Here is a 17,101-nt window from a genome sequence, read left to right as displayed (position 1 = left end):
AGTGATCCGGTGGTTCTGTATGGAAGGGCCATCGCTCAACGGATAAAAGGTACTCCGGGGATAACAGGCTGATACCGCCCAAGAGTTCATATCGACGGCGGTGTTTGGCACCTCGATGTCGGCTCATCACATCCTGGGGCTGAAGCCGGTCCCAAGGGTATGGCTGTTCGCCATTTAAAGTGGTACGCGAGCTGGGTTTAGAACGTCGTGAGACAGTTCGGTCCCTATCTGCCGTGGACGTTTGAGATTTGAGAGGGGCTGCTCCTAGTACGAGAGGACCGGAGTGGACGAACCTCTGGTGTTCCGGTTGTCACGCCAGTGGCATTGCCGGGTAGCTATGTTCGGAAGAGATAACCGCTGAAAGCATCTAAGCGGGAAACTTGCCTCAAGATGAGATCTCACTGGAGCCTTGAGCTCCCTGAAGGGCCGTCGAAGACTACGACGTTGATAGGTTGGGTGTGTAAGCGCTGTGAGGCGTTGAGCTAACCAATACTAATTGCCCGTGAGGCTTGACCATATAACACCCAAGCAATTTGAGTGAGGCCGGAAGGCGCGCCAGATTGCGGTGTTGTGAAGACGAAATGACCGAAAGTTTGCGACTCACACATCACATACCCGATTTGTCGTAGCGTTGAAAGACGAGACGACAGCCAGAATTTCTTGACGACCATAGAGCGTTGGAACCACCTGATCCCATCCCGAACTCAGCAGTGAAACGACGCATCGCCGATGGTAGTGTGGAGCTTCTCCATGTGAGAGTAGGTCATCGTCAAGATTAAATTCCGAAACCCCTATCTGCGTAAGCAGGTAGGGGTTTTGTCTTTAACGGGCCGAAATAAATGCGCTCATGCCCCGGGAACGACCTCCATGCTATGTTCCCTTCTCTTTCACGACTGCTCAGGGACGCCCAATGTCGTACGCATGCCCCCTTCTCCCAGGATTCATGGTCGTTCACGGCAATCGTTTGGACGAGCTACGAAGCCTGGTTGTGAGCTGGATGCGGCGTTATCCTTTGGCGCCGCTGGAAAACGAAATCGTCCTGGTGCAGAGCAACGGCATTGCCCAGTGGTTGAAGCTGGCCCTCGCCGAAGACCCCGAAGAAGACGACATGGGCGGCAGTGGCATCGCTGCGGCGATCGAGGTGCAACTGCCCGGCAGTTTCATGTGGCAGCTGTATCGCAAGGTACTGGGGCGCGAGGAAATCCCGGAAACTTCCCTGCTCGACAAGGCCCCCCTGACCTGGCGCCTGATGCGCCTGCTGCCCGAGCTGATCCACCAGCCGCACTTCGAGCCCCTGCAGCGCTTCCTCCTCGATGACAGCGACCTGCGCAAGCGTTACCAACTGGCCGAGCGCCTCGCCGATCTGTTCGACCAATACCAGGTCTACCGCGCCGACTGGCTGAAAGAGTGGGCTGCGGGTCGTCATGTGCTGATCAACGCCCGTAACGAATCCCGCCCGCTCTCGCCGGCGAATTGCTGGCAGGCGGAGCTATGGCGCGCGTTGCTGTTGGATGTCGGCGAGGCCGGGATGGCCCAGAGCCGCGCTGGTGTTCACCAGCGTTTCATCGAGCGCATCAATAACCTGGAGCAGGCACCACCCGGCCTGCCGCCGCGGGTGATCGTCTTTGGTATTTCCTCGCTGCCGGCCCAAGCACTGGAAGCCCTCGCCGGACTGGCTCGCTTCAGCCAGGTGCTGCTCTGCGTGCACAACCCTTGCCGCCATCACTGGGCCGATATCGTTGCCGACAAGGACCTGCTGCGCCACCAGTACAAGCGCCAGCAACGCAAGAACGGCATGACTACCCCGATCAATGCGGAAAGCCTGCACCAGCATGCCCATCCGCTGTTGGCGGCCTGGGGCAAGCAGGGGCGCGACTACATCAACCTGCTCGACAGCTACGACGATCCCGCCAGCTACCGTACCGCATTCAGCGATGGCCGTATCGACCTGTTCAGCGAGGACCAGCCCCAGCACCTGCTCGGTCAGTTGCAGGACGACATCCTCGAATTGCGTCCCCTCGGCGAAACCCGCGAATTGTGGCCGGAAATCGACCCGAAGAAAGATCCCTCCGTACGCTTCCACGTAGCCCACAGCGCCCAACGGGAAGTCGAAATCCTGCACGACCAACTGCTCGCCCGTTTCAGCGCCGATCCCGCACTACGCCCCCGCGACGTGATCGTCATGGTGCCGGATATCAATGCCTATGCCCCGCATATCCGCGCGGTGTTCGGCCAGCTCGACCGTGGCGACAGCCGCTTCATCCCTTTCACCCTGACCGACCAGGGCCAGCGTGGTCGCGATCCGTTGCTGATCGCGCTGGAGCACCTGCTCAAGCTGCCCGACAGCCGTTTCCCGTTCAGCGAGATTCTCGACCTGCTCGACGTGCCGGCCCTGCGTGCCCGCTTCGCCATCAAGGAAAGTGACCTGCCGACCCTGCACCGCTGGATCGAAGGCGCCGGGGTGCGCTGGGGCCTGAATGCGGAGCAACGCGCCACCCTCGGTTTGCCGGATGACCTGGAGCAGAACAGCTGGCGTTTCGGCCTGCGGCGCATGCTCCTTGGCTATGCCGTCGGTGCCGGCGACAGCTGCGAGGGTATCGTGCCCTACGACGAAATCGGTGGTCTGGATGCCGCCCTGATCGGGCCACTGGTGGCCTTGCTCGATGCCCTCGAAGTGGCCCATGCCGAACTTTCCCGACCGGCACCGGCAGCGCGTTGGGGAGCACGCCTGAACGCACTGCTGCAAGTGTTCTTCCTCGCCGAAAGCGAGCACGACGACTATCTGCTGGTGCAATTGCAGACCCTCTGCGACGACTGGCTGAAGACCTGTGAGTCGGTCGGCCTGCAGGACCTCTTGCCGCTGACCGTGGTCCGCGAAGCCTGGCTGGCCGGGCTCGACCAGGGCCGTTTGTCCCAGCGTTTCCTCGCCGGTTCTGTGAATTTCTGCACCCTGATGCCGATGCGCGCCATTCCGTTCAAGGTGGTCTGCCTGCTGGGCATGAACGATGGTGACTACCCCCGTGCACAGCCGCCCCTGGACTTCGACCTGATGGGCAGCGATTACCGCCCCGGCGACCGTTCGCGCCGTGAAGACGACCGTTACCTGCTGCTGGAGGCCGTGTTGTCCGCCCGTGCCCAGTTGTACGTCAGCTGGGTCGGCCGCAGTATCCGTGACAACAGCGAGCGTCCGGCCTCAGTGCTGATCGGTCAGTTGCGCGACCACCTCGCTGCCGGCTGGCGACTCAAGGGCGCTGCCGCCGACAGCAAGCACGACGCCGGCGAGCAACTGCTGGAAAGACTCACCACCGAACACCCGCTGCAACCCTTCAGCGCCCGCTATTTCCACCGCGGCAGCGATCTTTTCAGCTATGCCCGGGAATGGCGCAGCCTCCATCTGCTGGACGAGGCCAGCGACGACACGGAGGGCCAACTGGAACGCTATCAGGCCGATGAACCGCTGACCCTGCCGCTGCTTCAAGATTTTCTTCGGCACCCGGTCCGACATTTTTTCAGTCAACGTCTGAAAGTGTTCTTCGAGTCGGTGGAGGCTCCGCTGGCTGATGACGAGCCCTTCGTGCTCAATGCCCGGCAACGCTACGGTCTGAGCGAAAGCCTGCTCGGCGCGGCCCTGGTCGATCCGGAGCAAAGTGATGCGGCCTTGCGCGACCAGGCCCGTCGCCTGCAAGGCAGCGGTCTGTTGCCGCTGGCCGGCTTCGGTGATTGCCTGCGGGACGAACTGATCGAACCGCTGCCGGACCTGCTGCAGCGTCACCGCCAGTTGCTGCGCCAGTGGCCGACCCGTATCGACAGTGCCCTGCCCATTCGTTTCGAAGCCGGCGAACTCCGGCTCGAAGGCTGGCTCGGTCGCGTCCAGCAACGCGCCGACCAGGAGTTGCTGAGCATCACCACCTTGCCCAATGGCATCAGCAGCGGGCGTTCGCTGAAATGGCATCGCCTCACCGCGACCTGGGTCATGCACCTGGCGGCGTGCGCGGTCGGCCACCGCTTGCACAGCGCAGTCGTCGCCACTGACATCACCTTGATGCTGGCTCCCCTCGACCAGGATGACGCCACGGAGCTGCTCAGCCATTTGCTGGTCTCGCGTCAGGCCGGCATGAACGCGCCGCTGCCGGTGGCGATCAAGACCGCCTTCGCCTGGCTCGCCGGCAAGGACCCGGACAAGGCCCTCGCCGACGCCGCCACGGCCTATGACGGTGACGGCCAGCGCGAGGGCGAGCGTAGCGAGAGCGTGGCCCTGGCCCGACAATTCAACGACTTTGCGGCACTCACCGCCAGCGAGGAATTCGAGGGCTGGTGCGAGGCCCTGTACAAGCCCATGTTCGAAGCCCCATGGCAGACACTGGCCAACGAGGAGGCGCGTCCATGAGCGAGTCCATCAAGCAGGTCCCCCTGGCGTTGACCTTCCCGCTGCACGGCAGCCAGTTGATCGAGGCCAGTGCCGGTACCGGCAAGACCTTCACCATCTCCGCGCTGTACCTGCGCCTGGTGCTCGGCCATGGTGGCGAGCAGGGCTTCGGTCGGGAATTGCTGCCGCCGCAGATCCTCGTGGTGACCTTCACCGATGCGGCCACCAAGGAGCTGCGCGAGCGGATCCGAACCCGCCTGGCCGAGGCCGCACGCTTCTTCCGCGGCGATCTGGCCGAGGCCGATCCGCTGCTGACCCAACTGCGTGACGACTATCCCGCGGATACCTGGCTGGCCTGCGCCAACCGCCTCGAAGTGGCCGCGCAATGGATGGACGAAGCCGCCGTCTCGACCATCCACAGCTGGTGCCAGCGGATGTTGCGCGAGCACGCCTTCGACAGCGGCAGCCTGTTCACCCAGACCCTGGAGACCGACCACAGCGAGCTGCTCGGCCAGGTCATGCGCGATTACTGGCGGCGGTTCTGCTACGGCATGCAAGGCGAGGCACTGGCCTGGGTGCGGGAACACTGGGGCAGCCCGGATGCCCTGTTGCCGCGGGTGCGGGCGCTGTTCGGCCGGCATGTCGGCGAGGCGCAGGTGCTGGAGCCGCAGGAGGTGATCGCCGAGGCGCTGCGTCAGCGCAGCGAGCAGTTGCGCAACCTGAAGGCGCCCTGGGCGCAGTGGTCGCAGGAACTGCTACAACTGTGCCGCGACGCTGTGGCCGCCAAGCAGGTCAATGGCAACAAGATGCAGGAGCGCTATTTCAAGCCCTGGTGTGACAAGCTTTGTGCTTGGGCCGAGGACGAACAGGCGCAGGTGCTGGACATCGGTACGGGCTTCACCCGCTTCACCCCCGAAGGCATGGCCGAGGCCTGGAAAGTCGAGCCACCGAGCCATCCTGCGCTGGACGCAATGGTCACTCTTCGCGAGCAACTACAGGCTCTGCCAACCCCGGATGCGCAGTTGCTGGAACATGCCGCCAGCTGGGTGTCGCAACGCTTTGAGCAGGAAAAGCGCCGCCGCGCGGAAATGGGCTTCGACGACATGCTCCAGCGCCTCGATCATGCGCTGGGCGGTGCCGCTGGCGAGCGTTTGGCCGGATTGATCCGCGAGCAATTCCCCGTCGCTCTGATCGACGAATTCCAGGACACCGACCCGGTGCAGTACCGCATCTTCGAATGCATCTACCGCATCGAGGACAATGTCCGCGACACCGGTCTGTTCCTGATCGGCGACCCCAAGCAAGCGATCTATGCCTTCCGCGGCGCCGACATCTTCACTTACCTTGGTGCCCGACGCGCCACCAGCGGACGCCTGCACAGCCTTGACACCAACTTCCGCTCGACCCAGCCGATGGTGATGGCGGTCAATCACGTCTTCCAGCAGGCCGAGCAGCGCGATGAGGGGCGTGGTGCCTTCCTGTTCCGCGATCCGCGTGGCGACAATCCGGTGCCTTTCGTTTCGGTCAAGGCACGAGGCCACAAGGAACAGCTGCAAATAGACGGCGAGCCCGTGTCTGCCTTGAATCTCTGGTATCAGGCGAGTGAGGCGCCGCTGTCCAATGCGCTGTACCGCCAGCAGATGGCCGTCGGTTGCGCGACCCGTATCGTTCACCTGCTCAATGGTGGCGAACAGGGCAGTGCCGGTTTCCTCCAGGCGGATGGCACCTTGCGTGGCTGCCTGCCTTCGGATATCGCCATCCTCGTGCGTGACGGGCGCGAAGCGCAGATGGTCCGCGCCGAACTGATGGCGCGGGGAGTACGCAGCGTCTACCTGTCGGACAAGGACTCTGTTTTCTCCGCCCAGGAAGCTCGCGACCTGCTGGCCTGGCTCAAAGCCTGCGCCGAGCCGGACAACGAGCGCTTGCTCAAGGCTGCCTTGGCCAGTAGCACGCTCGCCCAGCCGTTGCGTACCCTGGCGCAGCTCAACGAAGACGAGATGCTCTGGGAGAGCCGTGTGATGCAGTTCCGCCAGTACCGGCTGATCTGGCGCCTCCAAGGCGTTCTGCCGATGCTGCGGCGCCTGCTCCACGACTTCGACCTGCCCAATGTGTTGATGGGGCGCTCTGATGGCGAGCGCGTGCTGACCAACCTGCTGCATCTGGCCGAACTGCTGCAGCAGGCCGCTACCGAACTGGATGGCGAACAGGCCCTGATCCGCCATCTTGGCGAGCACCTGGCGGCCTCCGGGCAGGCTGGCGAAGAACAGATCCTGCGTCTGGAAAGCGACGAGCAACTGGTCAAGGTGGTGACCATCCACAAATCCAAGGGTCTGGAATACGAACTGGTCTTCCTGCCTTTCATCTGCACCGCGAAACCGGTCGATGGCAAGCGCCTGCCATTGGGCTGGCATGACGAGTTTGGCACGGCGCACTTGACCCTGAGCCCCTCCGAGCAGCAGATCGCCATGGCCGACGACGAGCGCCTGGCCGAGGACCTGCGCCTGTTCTACGTGGCCCTGACCCGGGCCAGGCATGCCTGCTGGCTGGGTGTCGCCGACCTCAAGCGTGGGACCGGCAAGGAGTCGCTGCTGCACCGCAGCGCGCTGGGTTACTTGCTTGGTGGCGGCGTGCCGCTGGTGGACTCCGCTGCGCTGGCCGGCTGGATCGTCGAACTGAAAAGTGGTTGCGAGGCCATCAGCAGTGAGCCGCCGCCCGAGGCAGATGAGCAAGTCTACGTACCTCCCCGCCAGCGTGCCGAATTGCTCGCCGTGCGTGAGCCGAAGCGTCGTGCCGCTGAAAATTGGTGGATCGCATCCTACAGTGCCTTGCGTATCGGTGAGGCAGCCCTGGAGTTGGGAGCCGACGTTGCCCAGGCCCAGCAACTGCTGGACGACGAGCGCCATGATCCCGATGCTTTGCGCGAAGTGGCAGCCACTGCGGGCGATATCCACCGTTTCCCCCGTGGGCCGAACCCCGGCACCTTCCTTCACGGCCTCTTGGAGTGGGCCGGGCAGCAGGGCTTCGAGCGGGTTGCTGCGGCACCGCAGGCGCTGCATGACACTGTCGCTCAGCGCTGCAACCGCCGGGACTGGAAGGGCTGGATCAACACCCTGAGCCACTGGTTGCAGCATCTGCTGCAAGCGCCGTTGCCCCTGGGTAATGGTGGCGCCTCGGTGGCGCTTGGTGGACTGAGCCAGTACCAGATCGAGATGGAGTTCTGGTTCGCCAGCCACCATGTCGACGTGCTGCGTCTGGACCGCCTGGTGGCACAGTACACCCATGAGGGCGCTTCGCGTCCGGCGGCGCAGGCTGCCTTGCTCAACGGCATGTTCAAGGGTTTCATCGACCTCGCTTTCGAGCACGACGGGCGCTATTACGTGGCCGACTACAAGTCCAACTGGCTGGGTCCCGACGACCTGGCCTACAGCGGAGCGGCCATGGAAGCGGCGATCCTCGAGCACCGTTACGACCTGCAATACGTGCTCTATGTACTCGCCCTGCATCGCCAGTTGCGCGCGCGGCTGCCGGACTACGACTACGACCGGCATGTCGGTGGTGCGGTGTACATCTTTCTGCGCGGCACCCATTCGCCAACTCAAGGGGTGTATTTCGCCAAGCCGCCACGGACCCTGATCGAACAACTCGACGCGCTGTTCCGCGGCGCACCGGCAGTGGCGCAACAGGACCTGTTTGGAGAAGCCCCATGACCCGCACCTTCGATGACCTGCTGCCGACCCCGCTGGATGCCGAGCATCTCGCCGCCTTGGCTCCGCTGAGCGACAGCCACGACCTGCTGGCCCTGCTCGATCGCTGGGTCGAGCGCGGTTGGCTGCGCTCGCTGGACCGCGCCTTCACCGGTTTCCTGCGCGATCGCGATCCCGACGGCGATTCCCTTGTGCTGCTGGCTGCCGCGCTGGCCAGCCACCAATTGGGACATGGTCACGTCTGCCTCGACTTGCACAAAACCTTGGACGAACCGGATTTTGCCCTGTCCCTGCCGCCGGAGGGCGACGCCCTGGCTGGCCCCTTGTTGCTGCCCTCGCAACTGCTGGAGCGCCTGACTGGCGACACCTGGCTGCAACACCTGCGCGCCAGCACGCTGGTTGCTGCTGCGGACGATCCGCAGCATCTGGCGCGTCCGCTGGTCCTCAGCGAGGGCCGGCTGTATCTGCGCCGTTACTGGACCTATGAACGGCAGATCGACAGTGCCCTGCGCCAACGCCTGCAACTGGCCGAGCCGACGCCCGCCGACCTGCACGCGCGCCTCGACAACCTGTTCCGCGAAGGCGCCGAGGCCGGGCAGATCGACTGGCAGAAACTCGCCTGCGCCCTCGCCACCCGGGGCGCATTCAGCATCATCACTGGCGGCCCCGGCACCGGCAAGACCACCACGGTGGTGCGCCTGCTGGCCTTGCTGCAGGCGCCGGCAGTGGAGGCGGGAAGGCCGCTGCGCATTCGTCTTGCGGCGCCTACCGGGAAGGCCGCTGCGCGGCTGACCGAGTCTATCGGCCAGCAGGTCGAAAAACTGACAGTCAGCGCCGCAGTACGCGAACAGATTCCCTGTGACGTCTCCACCGTGCACCGCTTGCTGGGCAGCCGGCCCAACTCGCGGCACTTCCGCCATCACGCGGGCAACCCGCTGCCGCTGGATGTGCTGGTGGTGGACGAGGCCTCGATGATCGACCTGGAGATGATGGCCAACCTGCTTGCCGCCATGCCGGAAAACGCCCGCCTGATTCTGCTGGGCGACAAGGATCAGTTGGCTTCGGTGGAGGCGGGCGCGGTGCTCGGGGATCTGTGCCGGGATGCGGAGGAGGGGCGCTACAGCCCGGAAACACAAACCTGGCTGGAACAGGTCAGCGGTGAGTCGCTGACCACCAGCGGATTGGAGCCGGGTGACCGCGACCGCTATCCATTGGCCCAGCAGGTGGTGATGCTGCGTCGCTCGCGGCGTTTCGGCGAGGGCAGCGGCATCGGTCAGCTGGCGCGTCTGGTCAACCGCCAGGCATCGGCGCAGGCGCGGGCCTTGCTCCGCGACGGCGAGTACAAGGACGTCTTCGGCGTGAGCCTGCGTGGCGAGCAGGACCGTGCCCTCGACCGGTTGGTCCTGGACGGGCACGACCGCGGACCGAAAGGGCCGCTGGGATATCGCGAATACCTGCACACCATTCGCCAGGGCCGCCCGGCCGCCGGGCGGAGCATCGACGATCCATGCTGGAGCAACTGGGCGATGAACGTCCTGAAGGACTTCGAGCGCTTCCAGTTGCTTTGTGCCGTGCGCAAGGGGCCTTGGGGCGTCGAGGGACTGAACCAGCGGGTTGGCCGGGTGCTGACCCATGCCGGGCTGATCGAGGGCGAGCAGCCGTGGTACGAAGGCCGGCCGGTATTGGTAACCCGCAATGACTACGGCCTGAACCTGATGAACGGCGATATCGGCATCGTCCTGCGCATCCCGGATGGGGTGTCCGAAGTGGCACCGCTGCGGGTCGCTTTCCCGCGCAACGACGGGCGGGGTGGTGTGCGCTTCGTCCTGCCGAGCCGCTTGAGCGAGGTGGAAACGGTGTACGCCATGACCGTGCACAAGTCCCAGGGCTCGGAGTTCGCCCATACCGCGCTGGTGCTGCCGGACGCGCTGAACCCGGTGCTGACCAAGGAGCTGATCTACACCGGGATCACCCGCGCCAAGGACTGGTTCAGTCTGGTCGAACCACGTGCCGGGGTACTGGAAGAGGCGGTGGAGCGCAAGGTGAAGCGGATCTCGGGGTTGATGCTGGAGCGGGTATGACAGCTCGCGTCACTCGGGGAACTGCATGATTGGCGATTCCCCCATCAACAACGGCATGTTCCGCTCAGTCACATCCCTGATGTAATCCCACAACAGCGTAATCCGCTTCAACTTCCGCAGATCCTCCCGGCAGTACATCCAGAACTGCCGGGTGATCTGCACCTCCTCCGGCAACACCGGCACCAGCCGTGGATCCTGCGCCGCCAGGAAGCACGGCAGGATTGCTAGTCCCCGCCCTTGCTGCGCCGCCACGAACTGCGCGATGACGCTGGTGCTGCGCAGGTGTGCGTTGGCGTTGGGCAGCAGGTTGTTCAGGTACAGCAGCTCAGAACTGAACGCCAGGTCATCGACATAGCTGATGAACGGATGCTCGCCCAGGTCGCTGGCGCGGCGGATCGGCGGGTGGTTGTCGAGGTAGTCCCGGGTCGCGTACAGGCGCAGGCGGTAGTCGCACAGCTTGCAGCACACATAGGGCCCATGCTCCGGTCGCTCCAGGGCGATGACGATGTCCGCCTCGCGCTTGGACAGGCTGATGAAGTGCGGCAGCGGCAGGATATCCACGGAAATCGCCGGGTAGGTGTCGACGAAGTGGCTCAGCTGCGGGGTGATGAAGAAACTGCCGAAGCCTTCGGTGCAGCCCATGCGCACATGCCCGGACAACGCCACCCCGGAGCCGGACACCTGCTCGCAGGCGATATGCAGCGTGCTTTCGATCGACTCCGCATAGCTCAGCAGGCGCTGGCCCTCGGCGGTCAGGACGAAGCCGCTGGTCCGTGACTTTTCGAACAGCAAGGTGCCCAGTGCCTGCTCCAGCGAGCTGATGCGCCGCGACACCGTGGTGTAGTCGACCCCCAGGCGCTTGGCCGCGCTGCTGGCCTTGCGGGTGCGCGCCACCTCCAGAAAGAACTTCAGGTCATCCCAGTTCAGCGAGCCCAGCGAGGTGATGTTTTTTTGCATGTTGGACCGGTTTTTATGTGCGTTCTTGTTAGATGTTTGCACATCTATACTCGAAAACAGCCCAGGCCCCAAGTCCTGTCACGGCGGCCATTCTCTCGCTAACAACAATATTCTGGAGAAGCCTCATGAACGCACCCCACACCCCCGGTCAGACCAAGGTCGACCAGGTCCGCCTGCTGATCGACGGTCAGTGGGTCGAGTCGAAGACCAGTGAATGGCGCGACATCGTCAACCCGGCCACCCAGGAAGTGCTGGCGCGGGTGCCCTTCGCTACCGCCGAGGAAGTGGACGCCGCTGTCGCTGCAGCGCAGCGCGCCTTCAAGGCCTGGAAAGACACGCCCATCGGTGCGCGGATGCGCATCATGCTGCGCTTGCAGGCGCTGATCCGCGAACACTCCAAGCGCATCGCCGTGACCCTCAGCGCCGAGCAGGGCAAGACCATCGCCGATGCCGAGGGCGATATCTTCCGCGGCCTGGAAGTGGTGGAGCATGCGTGCAGCATCGGCACCCTGCAGATGGGCGAGTTCGCCGAGAACGTCGCCGGCGGCGTCGACACCTACACCCTGCGCCAGCCGATCGGCGTCTGCGCCGGCATCACCCCGTTCAACTTCCCGGCGATGATCCCGCTGTGGATGTTCCCGATGGCCATCGTCTGCGGCAACACCTTCGTCCTCAAGCCGTCCGAGCAGGATCCGCTGTCGACCATGATGCTGGTGGAGCTGGCCATCGAGGCCGGCGTTCCTGCGGGCGTGCTCAACGTGGTGCACGGCGGCAAGCAGGTAGTGGATGCGATCTGCACCCATGCCGACATCAAGGCGATTTCCTTCGTCGGCTCGACTGAAGTGGGCACCCACGTCTATAACCTGGCCGGCCAGCACGGCAAGCGCGTGCAGTCGATGATGGGCGCGAAGAACCATGCCGTGGTCCTGCCTGACGCCAACCGCGAACAGACCCTCAATGCCCTCGCTGGCGCTGCATTTGGTGCTGCCGGCCAGCGTTGCATGGCGACCTCGGTGGCGGTGCTGGTGGGCAAGGCTCGCGAGTGGCTGCCGGACCTGAAAGCGCTGGCGTCGAAGCTGAAAGTGAACGCCGGCAACGAGCCAGGCACTGATGTCGGCCCGCTGATTTCCAAGCGTGCCAAGGAACGTGTGCTAGGCCTGATCGAAAGCGGCATCCGCGAAGGTGCCAAGCTGGAGTTGGACGGCCGTGACGTGAAGGTACCGGGCTACGAGAACGGCAACTTCGTCGGCCCGACCCTGTTCTCCGGGGTGACCACCGAGATGCAGATCTACACCCAGGAAATCTTCGGCCCGGTGCTGGTGGTTTTGGAGGTCGACACCCTCGACGAAGCCATCGCCCTGGTCAACCGCAACCCCTTCGGCAACGGCACCGGCCTGTTCACCCAGAGCGGCGCGGCGGCGCGTAAGTTCCAGGCGGAAATCGATGTCGGACAGGTCGGCATCAACATCCCGATTCCGGTACCGGTGCCGTTCTTCAGCTTCACCGGGTCCCGTGGTTCCAAGCTCGGTGACCTCGGTCCTTACGGCAAGCAGGTGGTGCAGTTCTACACTCAGACCAAGACCGTCACCGCTCGCTGGTTCGATGACGACAGCGTCAACGATGGCGTGAACACCACCATCAGCCTGCGCTAAGGAGTTGATCATGCGTATCGCATTCGTGGGTCTGGGCAACATGGGCGCGCCGATGGCGCGCAACCTGATCAAGGCCGGCCACAGCCTCAACCTGTTCGATCTCAACACCACCATCCTCGCCGAACTGGCCGAGCTCGGCGGGCATATCAGCGACTCGCCGCAGGATGCGGCGAGTAACGCCGAACTGGTGATCACCATGCTCCCGGCTGCAGCTCATGTGCGCAGCGTGTACCTCGGCGAGAAAGGTGTACTGGCCGGCGTGCGCGTCGGTACGCCAGTGGTCGATTGCAGCACCATCGACCCACAGACTGCCCGCGAGGTTTGCGCAGCGGCGGCGAAGCAGGGCGTGGACATGGGCGATGCACCGGTCTCCGGCGGCACCGGCGGCGCGGCGGCGGGCACCCTGACGTTCATGGTCGGTGGCAGCGACGCCCTGTTCGCCACGCTGCAGCCGGTGTTGGCGCAGATGGGGCGCAACATCGTGCACTGCGGCGAAGTGGGCACCGGGCAGATCGCCAAGATCTGCAACAACCTGCTGCTGGGGATCTCCATGGTCGGCGTGTCCGAGGCCATGGCCTTGGGCAATGCCTTGGGTATCGACACCAAGGTACTGGCGGGGATCATCAACAGTTCGACCGGGCGTTGCTGGAGTTCGGATACCTATAACCCGTGGCCGGGAATCATCGAAACGGCGCCGGCATCGCGTGGGTATACCGGTGGCTTTGGTGCGGAGCTGATGCTGAAGGACCTGGGTCTGGCGACCGAGGCGGCGAAGCAGGCGCACCAGCCGGTGATTCTTGGGGCGGTGGCGCAGCAGTTGTATCAGGCGATGAGTTTGCGCGGGGATGGTGGGAAGGACTTCTCGGCGATCGTGGAGAGTTATCGCAAGCCTGAGTGATGGGTTTCGCTTGAGGGCCAATCGCCGGCAACGCCGGCTCCCACAAGGTCCGCGTATATCACGGAACCTGTGGGAGCCGGCGTTGCCGGCGATTGGCCTTCAAGGCTCAAGCGAACACGAAATACTTGCGCACGGTCTCGACCACTTCCCAGGTCCCCTTCATCCCCGGCTCGACGATGAAGATATCCCCAGCCCGCAGGTGAATCGGCTCCTGGCCGTCAGGGGTGATCACGCAATAGCCTTCCTGGAAATGGCAGTACTCCCACTTCTCGTAGTTCACCCGCCATTTGCCCGGGGTGCAGATCCAGGTGCCCATGATCTTGCTGCCGTCTTCGCTGTTGTAGGCGTTGAGGTTGACGGTGTGCGGGTCGCCCGCCAGTTTTTCCCATTTGCAGGCGTCGAGTACCGGCAGCGGATGGGTATCGCGAAGGACGACGATTGGCTTGCTCATAGGGGCTCCGTCAGACAATTGAAAGAGTCCGCAGCCTAGCGAGCCGGTTCGGCAGGCAATTGCCTGTGTTCGACGTCCAGTTGTCTAAATACGCGGCGCCAACGCTTCCAGCAGGGCCAATGCCTGGCCCGGCAACGTCGTGAACTCGCGTGCGCAGAGCAGCAGCCGGCGCTGTGCCCAATCCTCCTGCAAGGCCACGCTGTGCAACGGCAACAGTCCTTGCCAGCGCCGTACTGCGGCCAGCGGGACGATGCCCAGCCCTGCACCATGGGCGACCATTCGGATCACCCCGTCGAAGCCCTCCGCACGCACCCGCACCTGCATGCGCCGGCCGAGGTGCAGCGCCTGTTCTTCAAGATGAAGGGCGAGGGCGCTGCTGGCGCCTAGGCCGACGTAGCCGTGTTCGAGGGAGCGGGGAAAACCGGGGTTATCCACAGTGGCGAGGGGGTGGTCCGGCGCCATGATCAGCACCAGTGGGTCGTCGCGGAAAGGGCGGGTCTGCAGGTCGCCGGTGGCCACGGCTGTGGAAACGATGCCAAGGTCGGCGATGCCCTGGCCGAGAGCCTGGACGATACGCAGGCTGGGCAATTCCTGGATATCCACATCGATATTGGGCCGCTCGCGCAGGAAGCTGGCGAGCAGTTCCGGCAGGTACTCGGTCAGCGCGGCGGTGTTGCACAGCAGGCGTACCTGGCCGTGCAGGCCGTTGGCGTACTGGGCCAGGTCGAACTGCAGGCGCTCTACCTGCTGGCCGATCTGCCGCGCGTGGGTGACTAGAGCCTGGCCCGCTGGCGTGGGCTGCACGCCACGACGATTGCGCTCCAGCAGGGCAATGCCGAGCGAGTTCTCCATCGCCCGGATCCGCGCGCTGGCCGCCGGCAATGACAGGTGGCTGCGCTGGGCGCCGGCGGTGATGTTGCCGCACTCGACGGTGTGGAGGAAAAGGCGGAGGTCGATGAGGTCGAAGTGCATGAATGAGACCACTGCAAAGGTTTGCCGAGTATAGTCCTAGCCTATTGTTTTTATGAAGGCTGGCTGCGGGAATTCCAGCTCCCCAAACTTTTCGGCATGCGCCAGCATAGCGGCATGACTTCTTTCCTTAGCTTCTACCAAACCATCGGCCCAGCCCTGACCCTGCTGGTCCTCTTCACCTTCCTCCTGGCCGGCGCAGTCAAAGGCGTGATCGGTCTTGGCCTGCCCACCATCGCCATGGGGCTGCTGGGCCTGGCTATGCCTCCGGCGCAGGCAGCGGCCTTGCTGATAGTGCCTTCGACCGTCACCAATCTCTGGCAACTAGCGATTGGCGGGCATTTGCAGGCGTTGCTCAAGCGTCTGTGGCCGCTGTTGCTGATGATCTTCGTCGGGACGCTGGCCGGCAGCCGTTGGCTGGGCATGAGCAGCGGTGCCTGGGCCGTTCATGCCCTCGGCGCGGCGTTGCTGGCGTATGCGGCGATGGGCCTGTGGCTGCCGCCGTTCAGCCTGAAGCCGCGACAGGAGAAATGGCTGGGGCCGCTGTGCGGCGGAGTGACCGGACTGATCACTGCCGCCACCGGTGTCTTCGTGATTCCCGCCGTGCCCTACCTGGGCGCGCTGGACCTGGATCGGGACGAGCGCGTCCAGGCCCTGGGCCTGTCGTTCACCGTTTCCACCGTGGCATTGGCCATCGGCCTGGCCGGGCAGGACGCGCTGGGTGGCGAGGCCCTGGGCGCGTCGCTGCTGGTGCTGGCGCCGGCGCTGCTCGGCATGCTGTTCGGCCAGTGGCTGCGCCAGCGCATCAGCGCGCAGCTGTTCAAGCGCTGCTTCTTCATCGGCATGGCGCTGCTCGGCGCGCACCTGATGATCAACGGCTAGCGGAAGACTCGCTGAGCATCTCGATGTGCTGGATCTCGAAGTCCCGCTCCAGGTATTCCATGCGCTTGTCGAAGAACTCGCGCATGTGCGGCAGCGCCGAATGCTCGTCGAGGGCGGCCTGGCTGGCCCAGATCTCGTAGAAGACGAACAGGGTCGGATCTTCCTTGTCGCGCAGCATGTGGTACTCGATGCAGCCGGGTTCGGCGCGGCTCGGCTCGACGTAGGCACGGAACAGCGCTTCGAAGGCCTCGGCCTTGTCCGGACGGGTCTTGGCTTTGAGGATGAAGCCGCAGGGTTCGCTCATGGAATGGACCTCGTTGAAATGAAGCGCTGATTCTATTTCAACAATATGTCTTCAATTCGTGCTTTTAGGTCAAAAGTATTTTGTCCCGCTGACGGTTTTTCCCACGTCTTTTCCTCACTAATCTGCCGCCATTCGATATCCCGGTCCCCCGGCCACCGGCCCTGGCGCGACCCACGACAGATGAGGCAAGACATGAAAAAGATCCTGTTGCTCAACGGCGGCAAGCAATTCGCCCACTCCGATGGCCGCCTGAACGAAACCCTGCACGAGACCGCGCTGGCATTCCTCGACCGCGCCGGCTACGACGTCAAGACCACCTATATCGACGGTGGCTACGACAACCGTGAAGAAGTCGAGAAGATCCTCTGGGCTGACGTGGTGATCTACCAGATGCCCGGCTGGTGGATGGGGGCGCCGTGGACGGTCAAGCAGTACCTCGACGAGATCTTCACCGCCGGCCACGGCAGCCTCTACGCCAGCGATGGCCGTACCCGCGCCGACGGTTCTAAGAAGTACGGCAGCGGCGGACTGATCCAGGGCAAGCAGTACATGCTGTCGCTGACCTGGAATGCGCCACAGGAAGCGTTCGATGAGCCTGGCCAGTTCTTCGAGGGCAAGGGCGTCGACGCGGTGTACTTCCCGTTCCACAAGGCCAACCAGTTCCTCGGCATGAGCGGCCTGCCGACCTTCCTCGCCACCGATGTGATGAAGCAACCCGACGTGCCGGCCGCAGTGGCCGCCTACGAGGCGCACCTGGCGAAGGTTTTCGGCCTCCAGGCCTGACGCGAACTTGCGTCGGGCCGGGCGAGGGGCTATCTATTCGCGCGTCATGTGTCG

At 64.0% G+C, this 17,101-nt stretch carries 11 protein-coding genes and 2 rRNA genes (1 of these 13 only partly in view); 9 read left to right on the top strand and 4 right to left on the bottom strand.

The window, feature by feature from the left end:
* The 5 genes from AC5QPF_RS28360 to recD form a co-directional block, all read left to right on the top strand.
* A 23S ribosomal RNA gene (locus AC5QPF_RS28360) occupies positions 1-517 on the top strand; it begins 2,374 nt to the left of the window's first position.
* A 142-nt stretch (positions 518-659) separates the two neighbouring features.
* Positions 660-775, top strand: a 5S ribosomal RNA gene (gene rrf, locus AC5QPF_RS28355).
* A 135-nt stretch (positions 776-910) separates the two neighbouring features.
* On the top strand, positions 911-4,387 hold the full coding sequence (gene recC, locus AC5QPF_RS28350; protein WP_494960912.1) for an exodeoxyribonuclease V subunit gamma: 3,477 nt from the start codon (positions 911-913) through the stop codon (positions 4,385-4,387).
* The gene (recB, locus tag AC5QPF_RS28345) at positions 4,384-8,073 is read left to right on the top strand and encodes an exodeoxyribonuclease V subunit beta (RefSeq protein WP_494960911.1); all 3,690 of its coding nucleotides are present in this window, start codon (positions 4,384-4,386) and stop codon (positions 8,071-8,073) included. Before recC ends, recB begins: the two co-directional genes overlap by 4 nt.
* Entirely contained in the window at positions 8,070-10,151 is a 2,082-nt protein-coding gene (gene recD / locus AC5QPF_RS28340; protein WP_494960910.1) for an exodeoxyribonuclease V subunit alpha, read from the top strand. The genes recB and recD overlap by 4 nt, the downstream gene beginning before the upstream one ends.
* Positions 10,152-10,160: 9 nt before the next feature.
* Here recD and AC5QPF_RS28335 read toward each other — a convergent pair whose 3' ends face one another.
* Positions 10,161-11,108, bottom strand: coding sequence for a LysR substrate-binding domain-containing protein (locus AC5QPF_RS28335; protein WP_494960909.1), 948 nt, complete (start codon positions 11,106-11,108; stop codon positions 10,161-10,163).
* A gap of 125 nt (positions 11,109-11,233) precedes the next feature.
* Between AC5QPF_RS28335 and AC5QPF_RS28330 the strand changes: the two genes are divergently transcribed.
* Complete coding sequence (locus tag AC5QPF_RS28330) at positions 11,234-12,760, top strand: CoA-acylating methylmalonate-semialdehyde dehydrogenase (protein ID WP_494960908.1); 1,527 nt, start codon at positions 11,234-11,236, stop codon at positions 12,758-12,760.
* A 10-nt stretch (positions 12,761-12,770) separates the two neighbouring features.
* Positions 12,771-13,658: a 3-hydroxyisobutyrate dehydrogenase gene (gene mmsB, locus AC5QPF_RS28325; RefSeq protein WP_494960907.1), complete on the top strand. Its 888-nt coding sequence runs from the start codon at positions 12,771-12,773 to the stop codon at positions 13,656-13,658.
* A 106-nt stretch (positions 13,659-13,764) separates the two neighbouring features.
* Here the strand turns inward: mmsB and AC5QPF_RS28320 are convergent, their stop codons facing one another.
* On the bottom strand, positions 13,765-14,109 hold the full coding sequence (locus AC5QPF_RS28320; RefSeq protein WP_494960906.1) for a cupin domain-containing protein: 345 nt from the start codon (positions 14,107-14,109) through the stop codon (positions 13,765-13,767).
* 84 nt (positions 14,110-14,193) lie between these two features.
* The gene (locus AC5QPF_RS28315; protein ID WP_494960905.1) at positions 14,194-15,081 is read right to left on the bottom strand and encodes a LysR substrate-binding domain-containing protein; all 888 of its coding nucleotides are present in this window, start codon (positions 15,079-15,081) and stop codon (positions 14,194-14,196) included.
* A 114-nt stretch (positions 15,082-15,195) separates the two neighbouring features.
* Here AC5QPF_RS28315 and AC5QPF_RS28310 point away from each other — a divergent pair, with 114 nt between their 5' ends.
* Positions 15,196-15,960, top strand: coding sequence for a TSUP family transporter (locus AC5QPF_RS28310; RefSeq protein WP_494960904.1), 765 nt, complete (start codon positions 15,196-15,198; stop codon positions 15,958-15,960).
* Here the strand turns inward: AC5QPF_RS28310 and AC5QPF_RS28305 are convergent.
* On the bottom strand, positions 15,950-16,264 hold the full coding sequence (locus AC5QPF_RS28305; RefSeq protein ID WP_494960903.1) for an antibiotic biosynthesis monooxygenase: 315 nt from the start codon (positions 16,262-16,264) through the stop codon (positions 15,950-15,952). The genes AC5QPF_RS28310 and AC5QPF_RS28305 overlap by 11 nt on opposite strands.
* 192 nt (positions 16,265-16,456) lie before the next feature.
* Between AC5QPF_RS28305 and mdaB the strand changes: the two genes are divergently transcribed.
* The gene (gene mdaB, locus AC5QPF_RS28300) at positions 16,457-17,047 is read left to right on the top strand and encodes an NADPH:quinone oxidoreductase MdaB (protein WP_494960902.1); all 591 of its coding nucleotides are present in this window, start codon (positions 16,457-16,459) and stop codon (positions 17,045-17,047) included.
* Positions 17,048-17,101 lie beyond the last annotated feature (54 nt).

This window comes from Pseudomonas sp. Con_6 (genome assembly GCF_059379395.1).
The sequence above is the reverse complement of the archived record's forward strand: the minus strand, read 5'-3'. Positions and strand labels throughout refer to the sequence as shown.

What these genes read in the sequence shown, in the direction of transcription:
- recB (WP_494960911.1), top strand. Translation starts at nt 4,384, where the DNA reads ATGAGCGAGTCCATCAAGCAGGTCCCCCTGGCGTTGACCTTCCCGCTG.
- AC5QPF_RS28320 (WP_494960906.1), bottom strand. Translation starts at nt 14,109, where the DNA reads ATGAGCAAGCCAATCGTCGTCCTTCGCGATACCCATCCGCTGCCGGTA.
- mdaB (WP_494960902.1), top strand. Translation starts at nt 16,457, where the DNA reads ATGAAAAAGATCCTGTTGCTCAACGGCGGCAAGCAATTCGCCCACTCC.
- mmsB (WP_494960907.1), top strand. Translation starts at nt 12,771, where the DNA reads ATGCGTATCGCATTCGTGGGTCTGGGCAACATGGGCGCGCCGATGGCG.
- recC (WP_494960912.1), top strand. Translation starts at nt 911, where the DNA reads ATGTCGTACGCATGCCCCCTTCTCCCAGGATTCATGGTCGTTCACGGC.
- AC5QPF_RS28335 (WP_494960909.1), bottom strand. Translation starts at nt 11,108, where the DNA reads ATGCAAAAAAACATCACCTCGCTGGGCTCGCTGAACTGGGATGACCTG.
- AC5QPF_RS28330 (WP_494960908.1), top strand. Translation starts at nt 11,234, where the DNA reads ATGAACGCACCCCACACCCCCGGTCAGACCAAGGTCGACCAGGTCCGC.
- AC5QPF_RS28310 (WP_494960904.1), top strand. Translation starts at nt 15,196, where the DNA reads ATGACTTCTTTCCTTAGCTTCTACCAAACCATCGGCCCAGCCCTGACC.
- AC5QPF_RS28315 (WP_494960905.1), bottom strand. Translation starts at nt 15,081, where the DNA reads ATGCACTTCGACCTCATCGACCTCCGCCTTTTCCTCCACACCGTCGAG.
- recD (WP_494960910.1), top strand. Translation starts at nt 8,070, where the DNA reads ATGACCCGCACCTTCGATGACCTGCTGCCGACCCCGCTGGATGCCGAG.
- AC5QPF_RS28305 (WP_494960903.1), bottom strand. Translation starts at nt 16,264, where the DNA reads ATGAGCGAACCCTGCGGCTTCATCCTCAAAGCCAAGACCCGTCCGGAC.